Raw genomic sequence first — 16,262 nt, 5'->3', positions numbered from 1 at the left:
ACCCTACCAGAATCTCAAAAAAAAGAAAAATAAATTTTTAACCAACTGATTTATAGCGAATTAGTCAGAAAGAATAATTCACGAAAATACTTGGTGTAAACCCAAGTAGTTCTACTTTTTGATTTGAAAAAGACTGATCACTTGCGTTTGAATCATCAGAAATGGAGGCAAATTGATTAATAGATTTTATATTCTTTCTATTATACACATTGAGCAAATTAAGACCTAGCCTTAGTTGGCCTTTGTGCAATTTTTGTAAGTATGAAACGCCCAAATCTAACTTGTGATAGGCTGGAATTCTTTTTGAATTGGGATTTTCAACATTTACCCCAAAATCAAAAAAAGTGGAATCAGTACTGTTAGATGTATTTACACTGTATGGTCGCCCAGAACCATATATCCACGTAGCGGATAACTCCCATTTTTTGAAATTAACCATATTGACAAATTTGAGCTCATGCCGCTCATCATAGTCGCTAGCATACCAATCCCCATTGTTAACATCTGAAAACCGATTTTGATTTTTCGATAGTGTATATGAGACCCATCCTGTATAATACTTCAAATCCTTTTTCAGCATAAAATCGACCCCATATACTTTACCTTGCCCTTGGAAAAACAACTCCAAAAAACCATCATCGTCATTATCCAAAGACGACGCAAAAATGTAATTACTCAAGTTATCGACACTTTTGTAATACGCTTCTCCATCTATCTCAAAGAATCTATTATTCCAATTGAAACCAAAAACATAATGATCTGATTCTAAAACTGGCACACCATCTTGACCTCCCATCAGCCAAAAGTCACCAGCGTTTAGCGTGGGGTTTTCCCCTCCAACATTGACCACATACTGATAATATTTACCATAAGACATTTTCAAATAAAAAGTGGGCTTCAGATTGTATCTAAGAGAAAAACGTGGTTCCCAGTAAGCATTAGGCATTAAAGAATATCCGCTCACCCTCAAACCTGCTTTCATTAAGAGTTTTTGATCGGGCTGAAAGGTATATTGCGCAAACCCTCCTACTACTGAACCGTCATCTTCAATATTCAAATCGGAATCTTCTAAAGTGGCATCATAGAAGTTTTGGTATCTCACATCACTATTCACAGAAAAAATACCCATATCTAAAATGTGTCGATCACTAATTTTATACTCTGCGTCTAAGCTTATTTTGAATTCAGAAATTTCGTTTTCGTTTCTAAAAAGGTAGCTATACTCATCAATACCTCCTGCACCTAAAGAGTCATATTCAAAGGAATACTCTTGTGAAAAATTCTGATTTCTGAAAAAATTGGAAGCTGAAAAAGAGACTTTGCTATACCACTGATTGTTCCATAGTCGGCTATAAACCAAAGAACTCCCATAATTTCCCCACTCTAAATGTTCTTGGGTTTGTATTCTTTCCAATAAGGAAAAATCATCCTCATCAATTTGCGAAAGGTAGGTGTTTGATTGATTCAAATCGTCTTTACCTTGATAGTAGCTCAGTTGTATCACGTCATTGTCTGTGAAATGATGTGTAGCTTTCACGTTCATGTCATAAAAATAGAAATCTGAAGTGATGGGCTCATCAGTGAAATTTTCCTCTTGGATGATTGTCCCCCTCAGTTCGTTAGATTGAGAGTGGTCAAAAAGTTTTTTATATAAATCACTCTGAATAATATCGGTATACGCCCTCCTACCAGCCACCAACAAAAATGTTTTATCTGACACTGGTATTTCTAGCATTGCATTAGCACTAATCAGATTGACTCCTATGTTTCCAGAGACTGCTCTCGTATTTCCGGACTTACCCGTGATATCCATAACCCCAGACACTCTTGTGCCCCACTTCGCTCCATAACCGCTCTTATGCAATTGCACATCCTTTATCACATTGCTATTGAAAGCACTATAGATACCAAAGAAGTGATCCAAATGATAAACAGTAAACCCGTCAAATAAAATTAAGTTCTGCTCTGGAGACCCTCCCCTGATAATCAAGCCAGAGGAGGTTTCGTTGGTGGCACTAATACCCGGTAACAACTGCACAGCTCTAAATACGTCCGGTTCACCAAAGTTCGCAATGCTATTAAACTCTTTAAGGTCTAAAGTAATATGAGAAGGGTCTGTCCCAAATTCCAAAACCTGATAGGTATGATCAGTCACAACGACGTCTTCCAAATAACTTGAAGATGCCTTCATATTCACATTCATTTTCGTTTGATCTGCATCATTTTGAATATTCAAAATATGCTGATCATAGCCCAGATATCTAACATAGATGGTTGAAGTATCATATGGAACATTGACAAAGCTAAATTTCCCTTCTTGATTGGTAATAGTGTATTTTCCGGAAGTAGGTAATGAAACTGTGGCATTGGGCAATGGCTCACCTGATTTTTCGTCTACCACGGTTCCTGTAATAGCAATATTTTTTCTAATCTCCGATTTATTTGGAATGATTAATACGACGTCATCCTGAATTTCAAAACGATACTTTTTTCCTTCAAGAATTTGAGAAAGAGAGGATTCAAGAGAATGCTGATTATCAGTCCAACTTACTCTCTCTTGATTAAGTTGCGCATGGTCAAAAGCGAACTTGATGTGATACTTTTGAGACAACCTACTCAAACCTTCGGCCAATGAAATACTATCCTTTGCTAAGGTTTGACTCATGGCATTGGTGCCAAAGAGGACTAAACAGGCAAAGAAAAAAAAAGACTTCAAATTACTTTATCACTATTTTCTTGTCGAATATCTCATAGGAATAACCCATAGGCGAAAAGACCTGCTTGGCTGCCTTTTCCAGATTTGTGTTGTCAAAATACCCAGTATAATACCGCGAGTCAGCCATTTTCATCTCTATTTCAATATCATATTGAATTTCCATTTCCTTGACCACTCTAGCGAACGACACATTATTGAATACAAACTCGCCCTGCTGCCAACTTATTGCGCTTTGTTCGTCAAACTCGATAATTTCATTCTGCAATGTGCCATTTGCACTTAAGGCCATATCACCCTTTTCAAGAATTAATTTTTGGCCTTGATTACTCACCGCCACTTTACCAGTTAGGCACTTCACCTCCTTTATAGATTCTCTGGAATAGATATTGAAACTAGTACCCAAAACACTCACCTCTATACCGTTTAAATCAATCCTAAAATCATCTCCCGATTTGACTTCAAAGTACCCTTCCCCTTGAAAGGATAATTTTCTATTTTCAAGAAAATCTACAGCATCAAAACTGATTTTACTTTCTGCGTTCAAAATGGCTTTACTGCCATCTGGCAATTCTACCTTTTTAATTTCAGCCAAACCTGTTTCTATTGATTCCATACTGGAGGACAGATAGAAATAACCAATACCTCCTAGCACAAGTAAAGCCACTGCAGCCGCCCATTTGTAAATTCCAAATGTGGATCCAACGGTCTCCTCACTCTCATCAATTTGCTTTTCTAGCGCAAGCCAAATCTCTTCTTTGGACCTGGATGTTGGTACCTGCCACTGTCCACTTTTCTCCAATATTTCCTGCTCGCGCTCATTCATATCTTATGAGTTATGTGTTCTTTCAATTTCTTAAGTGCCTGTCCCATTCGTTTTTCAATGGCTTTTTCAGAGAGTCCTAGTCTCTCGGCAATTTCCTTGTAGGTCAAATCATCAATCCTATTCATCAAAAAAACTTCCCGCTGATTTTCAGGTAAGCTAGCCACTGCTTTTTGTAGCTGCTCATCAAATTCCTTTTCCTCCAAAATGTACAATGGAGTCTCTGCATCTACCGACTTGGTTTTTTTGCTAATGAAACTAAAAAAGCGATTTTGTTTTTTATACTGGTCAAGGGCAAGGTTTTTAGCGATGGTGTAAAGGTATTTTTTGGCAGTATCCTTATTAATTTTCCCTCTTCTTTCCCATACCTTCAAGAATGCCTCTTGTGCTAAATCTTCTGACAACTCTACATTCGCCGTCTTATAATAAATGAAATTTTTGATCTCAATAAAATGATCATCAAAAAACACCTTGAATGTATCCAGATCAAACTGACCCGCAAATATGTCTCTCTCTTTCGCCAACTAAATGGTGGTTAATTTTATAATAAGCAAGTTAGATATATTCATGAAAACACAAAAAAGCCGAATTGCACAACGGCAATTCGGCTCCAATTTGAGTTAGAAATTCTTAGGCTGTTTCGCCTGCCTTATTTTCTGTATTCATGATTTCTGTCTGACGCTTGATGGAATTGTCATGGATCAATTCGTACAAATGTTTGACAAATTCTTCTTTCAACAAGGCTCTTTTTCCTTTTTGAATACGATCATTCATAATCTCTTCATATCGATTTACCTGAAGGATCGTAATGTTGTGCTCTTTTTTGTGCAAGGCAATTTCTTCAGCCACTTGCATCCTCTGTCCCATTACTTCTAGCAATTCGCTATCGATTTTATCAATTTTAGATCTCAACTCTTTCAATCTCAATTCGAAGTCAACATTTTGAGTTGCAGGCTCTCTGATGATCAATCTATCCAAAATACCAGCCAGTGTTTTTGGTGTGATTTGCTGCTTGGCATCACTCAACGCATTATCGGGATCAATATGAGACTCAATCATGATACCGTTCATTTGCATATCAAATGCTTTTTGCGAGATGGGCTCAATCAAAGTTCTATTACCTGCAATGTGGCTTGGGTCACACACGATTGGCAACTCAGGAATAATTCTTTTCAATTCGATAGGAATCTCCCAAGACGGATCATTTCTGTATTGAGAACCACTCATAGGTGAAAACCCTCTATGAATACCACCTAACTTCGTGATACCCGCTTGATTGATTCTTTCCAATGCACCAATCCACAACTGTAGGTCCGGGTTGATTGGATTTTTAACCAATACAGGAACGTCATAACCTCTCAATGCATCCGCAACTTCCTGAACGGCAAATGGGTTTACCGTTGTGCGAGCACCTACCCAAAGGATATCTACACCAAACTTCAAAGCCAACTCCACATGCTCTGCAGTAGCCACTTCTACAGCTGTTAATAAACCAGTTTCTTCTTTGGCTTTTTTCAGCCATTTCAAACCTACAACTCCGATACCTTCGAAAGCTCCCGGTCTGGTTCTAGGTTTCCAAATACCAGCTCTCAACACCTTGATGTTGGTGTGTTCTTTCAGTTGTCGGGCAGTTTCCAACACCTGCTCTTCACTTTCTGCACTACAAGGCCCAGATATCACTAGTGGTTGGTCGAGTCCTTCGATCCAATTCTCTAGTGGGGATAAAGTTAATTTTACGTCCATGTCTATTATATACTCTAAATAATTTGATTCAGTTTTTCTCTTTCTTTTGATTTATCATTGATCCCATCCAAAACACGACGGATCTCATTGGCATTCTCCATACAATCGATCATGGCATCTTCTTGCCCTTCTTCGATCATATTTTTGAATGCCTGTAAATTTTCTATGTAAGCTCCTAAGGAGTCTGAAATGTGCTTTTGATTTTGCTTGAAAATGGGCCCCCACATTTTTGGTGAACTCTTCGCCAGACGAACAGTAGATTCGAAACCACTACCCGCCATATTAAAAATAGTAGCTTCATCCTTCTCTATTTCCAAAACGGTTTGTCCCAAAACAAATGAACTAATATGAGACAAATGCGATACGTAGGCAATATGCAAATCGTGCGACTTGCTGTCCATCTCTACCACATGCATATCCAATGCTTCCAGGCAGGCTTTCGCTAATAAGAAGGAAGACTCTTGACTCTCTTCTCTGTCACACAAAATACCCGTTTTGCCGTCAAACAAAGAATCAAATGCCGCTTCTGGGCCTGAGTTCTCTGTACCTGCAATCGGGTGAGCCGCAACAAAGTTTTTTCTGTTAGGATGTCCCAATACAGCCCCGCAAATACCAGCCTTTGTAGAACCCATATCTATAACTGTAGTCCCCTCTTCAATTCGATCCAATACACTTGGCAATAGCTTCCTGATAGAATCCACCGGAATAGCCAATATGACTAAATCCGAAATTGCCAGCGCTTTAGGTAGCACCAAAGTATCATCCACCAAACCTAATGATTTAGCTTGTTCGGCATGTTCATCGTTTACATCCACACCGATCACTTGCTCTGCAAATCCGCTCTTCTTCAACTTGAGCGCCACAGAGCCTCCGATCAATCCCAGTCCAATTATTGATACGATCATGCCTTTACCATTTCTAGCCTCTCGATGGCTGTGTTGAACATTTCTTTGTTGGAGCATAGCGAAATCCGAACATATCCTTCTCCATTCGATCCAAATATGGTCCCGGGTGTAATGAACACAAATCGTTCTTGCAGAATCTCTTCGATAAACTCTTCACTCTTTCTACCCGCAGGTATTTTGGCCCACATGAACATTCCAGACTGTTTGCTATCATAAGTACATCCCAAAATATCCAATATGCGCTCGGCCAATTTTCTTCTTTGAGAGTATTCCAAGTTTACGTCTTCAAACCATGAGTCCGGCAAATTCAAAGCTTCTACTGATGCTTCCTGTACGGGTTTGAACATACCCGAATCCACATTGGACTTTACTCTCAATATGGCATTCACGTATTCTTCTCGTCCACAAACCATCCCTACTCTCCAGCCTGCCATGTTGAAAGCTTTACTCATCGAATTAAGTTCCAAACAGTTCTCTTTAGCTCCTGGTGCTGATAGCAAGCTCATCGGAGTATCATTGAGAATGAAACTATATGGATTATCATTCACTACCAGGATATTATGCTTTTGAGCAAATGCTGCCAATTGGTTGTACAGCTCGGCGGTTGCTTTTTGCCCTGTTGGCATGTTCGGGTAGTTCACCCACATCATTTTGGCCGCAGCCAAAACCTCTACATCTAAATTTTCTAAATCCGGAAACCAATTATTTTCTTCTCTCAGATCGAAGGTGACGGCTTTGGCACCCATCATATCTGCGGCTGTTTTGTAAGCCGGGTATCCAGGGTTTGGAATCAATACGGTGTCTCCCGGATTCAGAAAAGCCATGGAGATGTACATGACTCCTTCCTTTGAACCTAACAACGGCAGGATCTCGGTGACACTATTCAGATTCACATTGTAATGACGTCTATAGAAACCAGCAATGGCATCTCTCAACTCAGGGATAGATCGGTAAGACTGATACGCATGTGTATTCGCTTGACTGGCACTTTGCACCAATTTATCAGTCACCTGCTTGGCAGGTGGCAAATCGGGGCTGCCAATACCTAAGTTGAGCACATCACACCCTCGACTATTCATCTCCCTGATTTCGTCGAGTTTTTTGGAGAAGTAATATTCTTTTACTTCTGCTATCCTATTGGCTACTTCTATCATACCGTTGGTAAATTTCCTTTTTTATATTCTCCATGCACCTTCACCAGTTCAGCTTTTTGGCTCAACGCATGAAGTGCATCCTTGTAATTGTCATAATCCTCCCAAACCACATCAATATTGAAAGCATATTGATAAGGTTTACCCAAAATTGGCATCGATTGAATTTTAGTTAGGTTGATTCCATTTAGTTTAAAGATCAACAAAACATCAGCCAATGCCCCTGGATCGTGCTTAGTAATCACCCGAAGTGAAGCTTTTTGTGGAATCTGATCATGCCCATTCATTCGGCTTTTCATGATTAGAAACCTGGTGTAGTTTTTCTTATTGGTTTCGATATTGCTATCTACAATATCCATATCAAAAATCGAAGCTGCTGATTTACTGGCAATGGCGCCTGCGTTCTCCATTTTTTTATCTCGAATCATTCTCACACTATCAGCGGTATCGTCATACTCAGACAATTTGATTTGAGGGTAGTTCGCTAAATAGTCAGCGCACTGCAACAAAGCCATAGGGTGCGAAAACACTTGGTCTAGGTCAGCCGCCTTCTTACCCTTGTGAGCAATTAAATTCATCTCAATCCTCGTATAGATCTCGCCCGTGATCTTCAGGTCATACTCGTTGATCAAAGCATAGTTGGGCAGAATGGTTCCAGCAATGGTATTCTCAATCGCCATCACACCATAATCCATTTCTTTAGCCTGAATAGATTTGGCCAATGCTCGAAAATCATGAAATGGCTGGATCGCAATTTCCTTGTCTACGAAGTACGAACTTGCCGCTTCGTTATGAAATGATCCCTGTACCCCTTGTATGCCTATTTCCATTAGATTCTAAAATTCAAATTTTTGGTAAAAAAAAAGCCCCGAATACTTTCGGGGCTTTGCTATATTTCTTCAAAAACACTAAAGAACTATTCTTTCCACCCCTTTGCTATCGCATAGAAATAAAAGTAATAATAGTTCCAGAAAAATGCTCTTGTGTTGTTCATCTTGTTATTTAACGATTCAAATGTGCTCAGCAAATTTTTAATATCAAAACTTATGAAAGAAAAAATTGGCACATTTTCAATTATTCAAGAAAACCCTATCATATTTTGCAATTATTCTATCAAAAACTGATTAGTTGCTCTAATTTGCAACTTTAATTAATGTTAGCGCATTAAGATAAGGAGCCTGATCGCAGGGTTCAATTAAACAATACCAGTTGTCATTTCGACCGGCGGGAGAAATCCAAATGCACTACTGGACAAAAAATAGATTTCTCCTATCGTCGAAATGACAGGGAAGGCAACAATGAATTTCCCTTTTTACATTTAACATATGTCCCCAATTAAGACACTCTTGGTAATAATTCTTTTCACCTGCCTAGGACAAACCTCTTTTGCTCAAGGTATTATCAAACGTGAAGCCCTGACCAGCATGGATCGCGGCGTCGAAGCTATGGAATCTGGCTACTATGAAGCAGCCGATCAGTTTTTCAGAGATGCCTTGAGCAAGATGACCAAGCTTCCTAGTAATCTGGCATACTACTTCGGTAGAAACTCTTATCATCTCGGCAAATACAAACAAGCTATCAACTGGTTGAACAAATATGTGGAACTCAAAGGAACCACCGGACAATTCAACGATGAAGTCCGTGAATATTTAGAATTGGCCAATGCGGCATTTAAAGAACAAAGAGAAGCTGAAATCGGGCGTACACAAAAACAACTAACCTCTCAAGGTTATTTTGACTGCCCATCAGATTATATGCATTGCCCCTTATGCAATGGTACGGGTGTGTTGATCACTCCTGGTAAGTTTGGAGCCGTTTATCAAACCTGCCCTTACTCTGGTCTATCAGGCAAGCTTACTTGCGATGAGTATAACCTTTACCTCAGAGGAGAATTGGAGAAAAAGGTGGAATAAGCCACTCATCAATGGATCGGAATATCTCTTTTCTCTCTATGCTTGTCGAGGTGAAAATCCAAATGATGATATAGGCTCAAACGAAAAATGCTCCGATTCTCATATACGTGAGGTGCTCCAAAGTGACGAAAAGAATACATGTACCCAGCCTGTACTTGCAGTTTCTCACTAAGATTATAACCTAACCCGAGATAGGTTCTATTATCTTCCAAATGATTATAGATAACACTCTCTCCTGCCTGAATAAAAATCTCTTCATAAAAACTTAGGAACAAGGTATGATTTTCAAAAGCCGGCTTATTTAGTGGTACATACAAAGTGATCTTATATCTGAATCGATGAGTCAACTTAAAATCAGAGCCTTTTTCATAATCACGCTTATACCGTTGCTCGAATCTCAACTGATGATACAGTTTGATATGATCGAAAGGGGTGGCAAAAACCAGCTGTTCCCAGGTTCTGAACTGCGGCACTACATTGTCGAGATCGGGGTCGTCTTGATCAGGTGCCCAGTAATATGGATTGACTATTCCCACAGTCAAATCAGCATATTTGGCTAGTGTATAAGTGACGCCAAACCTGAGATAGAGCTGCGCCATATCCTTGAATCCATTCCTACGACGAATATGATATTCACCGTAATAAGCCCATTTGTCATTGAAATGATATTTGGTATATAGACCAAACCATACACCTGTGCTTTTGATTTTGACTTTTTCCGGTGGTGGTTGATAGGACAGCGATTGTGCTGAAACCAAAGTGGTAGTACTCACACAAAACAGTGTAAGCCAGATAATTACACGGAAATTACCCATGAGCTAGTTGAGAGTCTTGAATTGGTAGTTGAATTATTTCAAGTAATTAAGGTAATATTTTGATAGAATAAAAAGTATTCATGCAATTAGGCGTCATTATTATCATTCGTTCAGAGACAACACTTCAAATTTTTCTAGACTTCAATACCTGCTTTTAGTATTCTTGCGAGAAATTAAAAATTGAACCCAACACCAATAGATGCAATCAAAAATTATCGAGATAACTCCCGAAGAAACTTTACCCATTCGTCATCAAGTCATGTGGCCTAATCAACCCCTTGATTATGTCATACTACCCAACGATAACCAAGCCAAACACTATGGACTATTTATCGACAACCGACTGATTTCAGTAATATCTTTGTTTATTGAGAATCGAGAAGCTCAGTTTAGAAAATTCGCTACCCTCAACGAACACCAAGGTAAAGGCTATGGGTCAATGCTACTGAAACATATCATGCAAATTGCCATCCAACAAAACCTGAGCAAAATCTGGTGCAACGCACGTGTGGATAAGTCGGGCTACTACAAGAAGTTTGGTTTGAAACTAACAAACGAAACTTTTAACAAAGGAGGCATAGACTATGTGATTATGGAAAAAACTATTGATTGATCAGGTCTCAATAGCTATTTAAAATCATCATTACTTTTGTCTGGACAAAATAGCGCATGATAGTAGATAATTTAAAACAAGGATTCTTTGGTATTGGGATTCAAAACGGCAAGACACCTGAGAATCTGGGCGTGCTATGGCGATCGGCCCAAAACATGGGTGCTAGTTACATCTTCACCATCGGCAAACGATACGCTAAGCAGGCTAGTGATACGCACAAGGCCACTGGCGCTATGCCCTACTTTCATTATAAAGATTTTGATGAGTTTTACAAGCAATTACCTAAAGGTGCTATGCTCGTGGGGGTGGAGCTAGATGATCGCGCCGTGCCACTGGAAACCTTCGAACACCCCAAAAATTGTGTCTATCTCTTGGGTGCTGAAGATCATGGTTTGCCCAAAAAGGCTTTAGAAAAATCTCATCATTTGGTCAAGTTCAGCACCACCCTTAGTATCAATGTAGCCGTGGCAGGCAGTATCGTGATGTATGATCGGAATATGAAGAGCTTAGAGTCGTCCTAATCTGTAGAACGACTTTATAAGCACATTTAAATTTTTCCGCTAATACTTAGAAAATCAGATAAGTGATTAATCTAACTCTGGAATAACGAATTCAATTTTTTTCCAATAGTTATCATCGACTAAACGAGCTGCTCCACAAATAAAAGGGTCACTTGACTCATTTGCTTTCAATACTTTGGCAGTGCATTTATAATCATTGAGTACGTTCTGAAATGCCGACTCGAAGAGAGCGGAATCAGCTCCTACCTCACCTCCAAAAAGCACTGCCTCTGCGTCGAACTTTGATATTATAGGATGTAAAAATTCCCCTAAACGAACTCCAAAATCTTCGAAATGGTTTTTTGCTGATTCATTAATTTTAGCATGCTTCTTTAAAGCCTGAATATTTTTATATACCAATCGATCTTTATCTATAAATGTATCGACCAGCCCTCTCGAAGAAAAGTAGTCGTCTGCTAGTTTATCTTCGTATCTCAAATTATAGACCGTACCTTTGTAAGGCACCGTACTTCCAGATACTACTGGAATACCATGATCTAAAAACGCTGACCCAAAGCCATTTCCTATGATGATTGAAACCGCCTTTTTGTAACCATTCAGATTTCCACTCCAATCTTCGCCTATTGAAAAGGCTATAGCGTCATTGATATACCTCACTTTCAAGTCTTGTCTAGACTTGAGTCTCTTAACAATTTCTACAGTTACATTCAGCCCATCCAAACTTTCATATTTGGACAAACCTTTGTAGCTGGCTATCCCTTGAACATAGTCAAATGGACCAGGCGTGGAAACCCCGATACCAATTACCTTGGAATCATCTACTGTACTAATTGTTTTATTCACCTGCATGGCCCAGAGGGTAGTGATATGTCTTGCCGAAGCATTTTTATCAACCTTGGCTTCAAAAACTGAATTAGGGTAAATATGCCCAGTGCTAAGATTTACTGCACCAGATTTCACTCCTTTTCCACCAATGTGTAATCCAATTCCTATTCTTTCCATTTTTATTGATTATTTATGTTGTCAATCTATTTTTCTCAAATACTACTATATGACGAATCTCAGATTTTCCTATAGACGCTATAGAAAAAAATCAAACGGACAAGCAAGAGGTCTATACTCCTCACCTATCCTTTTTCGCCAAGAAAAGATCAAGATTAGATTGATTTAGGAACAAACAAAGTCTAGTTCCTTGAGTGGACATGTTTTATTCTACTCACTGAAATTTTCAATTCAGATACGCACCTCAAGCTCACGAGTACTCTGTAAGACAGCATTAACAGAATGGATATTAGATTAGGCCGGCATTTCTGCCAGTGCTACCAACTAGAGCATTAGATTTTAAAAACATACTCACTGAAGTGAAAATATTTTTTAAAGGATATACAACAAACGCTAAACCCATAAGCATTCTCCGCTTGCAAATACAAGCCGGTTACTCTAGATTTAGAAAAAAATCATTTGGCTTACATTTTTTAGTTGGGTCCTAATTCTTCATCCTCTCATTTGAAAAACATCCTCCTATCCCTAATCATCTTTAATATCCACTCTATTGCGATTGCTCAAACCATGGATAACAAATCACCAAACCTCAAAAAACTTCAAAAAGACTCATTAGTAAAATTGGCTAATGAACTACTGGAAACTAAATACCCTAGTTTCACTTTCGACGCCCAGGAGTACGAAATTACAGCCTGGGTCAACACCGAAAAGACTATAGTAAAATACAGGCGGGTCATCCGATTTACTCCCTTGGACAAAAAGGATGAAAATTTGGATTATGATTTTGAGGTGGACCTCACCCATCAAACCATTTCACCCTTTGATACTTGGGGTATGAAACGTTTTTACATACCAACCAAAGTAGAACAAGAAAAAATTGACTTTGTGGTCGATGCTTTTGGTATGCCACGATTAGGCTTCAACAATAGTATTGTAGAAGATTCTACCATGTATAAAATCTTGATTGACAATGAAGTAGCTTTTGGACATTACTTCCTGGACAAAATGACCGGTGAGGAATGTATGGGCGCTATAGAAGGGAGCTATGCTCCGATGCCTGATGATATTCCTGAGCTGGTAGATCCAGACCCCTTGATAGAAATTGTAGACTAGAGCTAATTCTATTCTGGCTCCTCTATCTCCATATCAAACGGTATTCGGATTTGTTCCTTTCCTTGTGGGATTTCTGCAACATACACTTCGACTACCTTGCCAGCAAAACAGTAGTTGATACTATTGGGTTTTTCACTGAGGTAGAAATCGTCATCAATCATAACTAGCCAGTCCCCTGCGTTGTTCTTTGCCCAAACCTTTTGCCCTGCGGTATGGCTTTTAAAATCTCTATGACTCTCATAATCCAGCGAGTCCAACGAAATACTGACTATAGAATTCTTATCCACGTCATATTGATTGGAGGCTAGTTTCTTGAGTTCCACATGCGTGGCATAGTCGAACACAAACTCCCCTTTCACTCGATTCGCAATGGCCTTCCTATTATCCAAGGTGCCGAAAAAACCATGATAAACCTGAGTATCCACACCAGAGAATCTCGTACTTCCTTCCAGCTGTTTTTTGTTCTTATAAAACTCAACGTTCATTAACTCTACATCCAGTTCGTCATAGCCCGTAGATATTTCGTTGTCATTCCAAGGAAGACGCAAGTCCATCTGTGGTTGATAGATATCTAAATATTCATTGTAATAATTGGAAACCCCAATGGTGGATTGTGCCATCAGTTCGTCTGCAGTAAACTGAGTAAAGTCTACATGTAACTGATCGCTATTAAGTATCAAATCTTCCTTGCTTTGCCATCCATCCTCAGCCGTGGTCTCCGGCATGATGCGTATTGAATCTTCTACATAGTCCCAGTCATTTTCCAATCGAACCACCACCATCACCTGATCAATCTTGCCTTCTACAGATTCGGCATAATTCACACCTGGGCTTGCAAATTTCTGTTGAGTGAGGTCAGACATGTATTCACTAAGTTGCTCCCCATCCAATGATTCGTCCTCACCTTTTTCAATGGTTTGATCAAGCAACTCTGACACACCTTCCATGCTATACAAAGACGTGCCAAATACAGCACTGAGTTCTTCCTGATTCTCATTTAGTGCATATGTCCTCATCTCCAAATAGCCTGTCGAGTAATACTTATCGTAGCTCAATGAATCACCAGGTCCAATATTGACCTTGAAGTAACTATCCTCCAACTCAAGAAGCTGAGCATAAATACCGTCTTTCCAGACTTTTTCACCCAGATTGTTTTTATCGAAAGTGAAAACCTTGATACGATCAGGATACCAATATCTGGCCTTGCCTACCACAAACTTCACCGGACTATTGAGCGTATCGGGATTGAAATCTAAACTTCCTTCTGAGAAATGACCACCATCGTTGATTGAGGCATAAAATTGTTCTCCATTCTCTAATGTCACCAATAGACTATCGTAATAATATTTACCAAATGGATAATCACCATAGGTGTACAGCTCATTTTTACCAGGAGTAAAATATAGGCTATTGGAAAAATTGGCTGCTCTTCGTTTCGTTTCAACGGTAGATGTCTCTGAAAAATAAACCGAATCCAAGGGGCTAGATTTATCTACTGAATTCCACCCCAAGCCTTTAGAATCACCCAAAGTTTCTTTCATGGTTTTTAAAAATGAAATGAACTCTTCTTTGGTCTGGGCTTGAGTTGAAAATACAACAAACATCAATAGAATGAAGACAGCGTTTGGCTTGAACATTGGCAGAAATTGAAAAATGATAAATCAGCCGGCAAAACTAATAGACCATTCTATTTATCCTATAGTTTGTTTGTAATCCAGATCGGCAATTCTCAACTCCTCCAACTTCTTCTTCAAATTCCATACTCTAGCGTCTTTGTCCAAAGTTCCAAAAAGCCAATCCACCCCATCGGAAACAGGCACATTGGGATAAAACGCATCTCGAGCGAAGTGCACAAACTTGAGTGCTTTGAAACCATCAAACCACTGATAGAAACGTTTTTGAAAAGTAGCCAAACTATTGGCTTGACTGTTAAATTCTTGTATTTGAGTTTTGAATTCTTCTAGAGAAATAAACTGTCGAATGGATTCCGGATAGTCCTGCCATTTCTTCTCCACATCTGCCCATTGATACAATCCATCTACAGATGAAAAGAAAACCTTCAAATCCTCGAAAATCTGTGGATCGTAACTCAGTAATTCAGACTTGCCCTCGTCCAACCAGACACCAATCGCTCGTCCGGTACCGAAGGGCACCCGGTCCGACCGTCTTGGTGAAGGGATAATTTTCGTTGTATTCAATTCTTTGAAATTTCCCAAAGGAATGATCTTGTGCAAGAAGTAAAAGTCCTCTCCTGCTTTACGTCGATTCATGCCGCCTTGCTTTTGATAGGCCGAAGACCGAACTGCCATACTCGAACCTATGGTCTGAAAGGCATAAGGAAAGCCAGCATACTTCAAACCATCGACATAGTAACGTAAGTGCAGTTCGTAGTGGAGAATACCGTCATAAATTTCCGGCTCAAAGTCGCCTTTTAGTGGGTGCTCGAAATGAATAGAACAACCTGGTGTTTTTGGGTTCTCCAGAAATAGCTTCTCTATTTCCACCAATAAGTTATTCTCACATGTGCTATCCGCATCAAAGCAAAGTATAATTCCATCTTTCTCTTGTTCCTCAAACATGCGAACGGCTTCATCCATACCGATCTTTCTGGCAAGCCCAACACCAGCATGTTTCTTAGGCAACTCATTTTCTAAAACGAAATGATACTGGTATTTCTTGGTAGACCTGCTCAGCCAGTTTTGACAAGCATTGAATGTTTCTTCATTGTGCTTCTTTATTTCTACAGAACTAACCACTGAGGCATTTATAACAACGATTATTGACACCTTCCCTCCTGGTGCTTCACAGGCTTCAATAGCGTTCAGAGAAGTCAACAAATCAGGCTCATTGTGACATGGCAATACCACAATCAAATCTGGCTCCCCGTAGTCCGCTTCAGAGATGTAGGTCTGCTGATAAGCGTAGCGCTCTAGGTAAATATTTCTCAAAA

General features: G+C 39.4%; 15 protein-coding genes. 4 read left to right on the top strand and 11 right to left on the bottom strand.

From position 1 onward, the window contains the following. Positions 1 to 64: 64 nt before the first annotated feature. The 7 genes from ACO6S2_RS11065 to ACO6S2_RS11035 form a co-directional block, all read right to left on the bottom strand. A complete protein-coding gene (locus ACO6S2_RS11065; RefSeq protein WP_422358613.1) occupies positions 65 to 2,665 on the bottom strand; it encodes a TonB-dependent receptor in 2,601 nt (866 codons plus the stop codon). A 52-nt stretch (positions 2,666 to 2,717) separates the two neighbouring features. Next, positions 2,718 to 3,539, bottom strand: coding sequence for a FecR family protein (locus ACO6S2_RS11060; RefSeq protein WP_422358612.1), 822 nt, complete (start codon positions 3,537 to 3,539; stop codon positions 2,718 to 2,720). Then, positions 3,536 to 4,060 (bottom strand): RNA polymerase sigma factor, encoded by a 525-nt coding sequence (locus ACO6S2_RS11055; protein WP_422358611.1) that lies wholly within the window; start codon positions 4,058 to 4,060, stop codon positions 3,536 to 3,538. Before ACO6S2_RS11055 ends, ACO6S2_RS11060 begins: the two co-directional genes overlap by 4 nt. 106 nt (positions 4,061 to 4,166) lie before the next feature. Further along, entirely contained in the window at positions 4,167 to 5,279 is a 1,113-nt protein-coding gene (locus tag ACO6S2_RS11050; RefSeq protein ID WP_422358610.1) for a chorismate mutase, read from the bottom strand. Between the two features lie 14 nt (positions 5,280 to 5,293). Further along, the gene (locus tag ACO6S2_RS11045) at positions 5,294 to 6,241 is read right to left on the bottom strand and encodes a prephenate dehydrogenase (RefSeq protein WP_422358609.1); all 948 of its coding nucleotides are present in this window, start codon (positions 6,239 to 6,241) and stop codon (positions 5,294 to 5,296) included. Beyond that, positions 6,181 to 7,338, bottom strand: coding sequence for a pyridoxal phosphate-dependent aminotransferase (locus ACO6S2_RS11040; RefSeq protein ID WP_422358608.1), 1,158 nt, complete (start codon positions 7,336 to 7,338; stop codon positions 6,181 to 6,183). Before ACO6S2_RS11040 ends, ACO6S2_RS11045 begins: the two co-directional genes overlap by 61 nt. Further along, a complete protein-coding gene (locus ACO6S2_RS11035; protein ID WP_422358607.1) occupies positions 7,335 to 8,165 on the bottom strand; it encodes a prephenate dehydratase in 831 nt (276 codons plus the stop codon). The genes ACO6S2_RS11040 and ACO6S2_RS11035 overlap by 4 nt, the downstream gene beginning before the upstream one ends. A 495-nt stretch (positions 8,166 to 8,660) precedes the next feature. On the opposite strand from ACO6S2_RS11035, the gene ACO6S2_RS11030 reads away from it, so the two are divergent. Further along, positions 8,661 to 9,248: a tetratricopeptide repeat protein gene (locus ACO6S2_RS11030; RefSeq protein ID WP_422358606.1), complete on the top strand. Its 588-nt coding sequence runs from the start codon at positions 8,661 to 8,663 to the stop codon at positions 9,246 to 9,248. Between the two features lie 8 nt (positions 9,249 to 9,256). On the opposite strand, the gene ACO6S2_RS11025 is transcribed toward ACO6S2_RS11030, so the two are convergent. Further along, entirely contained in the window at positions 9,257 to 10,063 is an 807-nt protein-coding gene (locus ACO6S2_RS11025; protein ID WP_422358605.1) for a DUF2490 domain-containing protein, read from the bottom strand. Between the two features lie 199 nt (positions 10,064 to 10,262). Between ACO6S2_RS11025 and ACO6S2_RS11020 the strand changes: the two genes are divergently transcribed. Beyond that, positions 10,263 to 10,676: a GNAT family N-acetyltransferase gene (locus tag ACO6S2_RS11020; protein ID WP_422358604.1), complete on the top strand. Its 414-nt coding sequence runs from the start codon at positions 10,263 to 10,265 to the stop codon at positions 10,674 to 10,676. Between the two features lie 56 nt (positions 10,677 to 10,732). Beyond that, entirely contained in the window at positions 10,733 to 11,197 is a 465-nt protein-coding gene (locus tag ACO6S2_RS11015) for an RNA methyltransferase (protein ID WP_422358603.1), read from the top strand. A gap of 66 nt (positions 11,198 to 11,263) precedes the next feature. On the opposite strand, the gene ACO6S2_RS11010 is transcribed toward ACO6S2_RS11015, so the two are convergent. Then, the gene (locus ACO6S2_RS11010; RefSeq protein WP_422358602.1) at positions 11,264 to 12,199 is read right to left on the bottom strand and encodes an ROK family protein; all 936 of its coding nucleotides are present in this window, start codon (positions 12,197 to 12,199) and stop codon (positions 11,264 to 11,266) included. A 567-nt stretch (positions 12,200 to 12,766) separates the two neighbouring features. On the opposite strand from ACO6S2_RS11010, the gene ACO6S2_RS11005 reads away from it, so the two are divergent. Continuing rightward, a complete protein-coding gene (locus ACO6S2_RS11005; RefSeq protein ID WP_422358601.1) occupies positions 12,767 to 13,312 on the top strand; it encodes a hypothetical protein in 546 nt (181 codons plus the stop codon). Positions 13,313 to 13,320: 8 nt separating this feature from the next. On the opposite strand, the gene ACO6S2_RS11000 is transcribed toward ACO6S2_RS11005, so the two are convergent. Together ACO6S2_RS11000 and ACO6S2_RS10995 are read right to left on the bottom strand one after the other, a co-directional pair. Continuing rightward, entirely contained in the window at positions 13,321 to 14,949 is a 1,629-nt protein-coding gene (locus ACO6S2_RS11000; RefSeq protein ID WP_422358600.1) for a hypothetical protein, read from the bottom strand. A 54-nt stretch (positions 14,950 to 15,003) separates the two neighbouring features. Then, the gene (locus ACO6S2_RS10995; protein WP_422358599.1) at positions 15,004 to 16,260 is read right to left on the bottom strand and encodes a glycosyltransferase; all 1,257 of its coding nucleotides are present in this window, start codon (positions 16,258 to 16,260) and stop codon (positions 15,004 to 15,006) included. Positions 16,261 to 16,262 lie beyond the last annotated feature (2 nt).

Source organism: Reichenbachiella sp., assembly GCF_965233835.1.
Classification (GTDB): domain Bacteria; phylum Bacteroidota; class Bacteroidia; order Cytophagales; family Cyclobacteriaceae; genus Reichenbachiella.
Note: the sequence above shows the minus strand (reverse complement) of the source record. Positions and strands in the feature narration are given on the sequence as shown.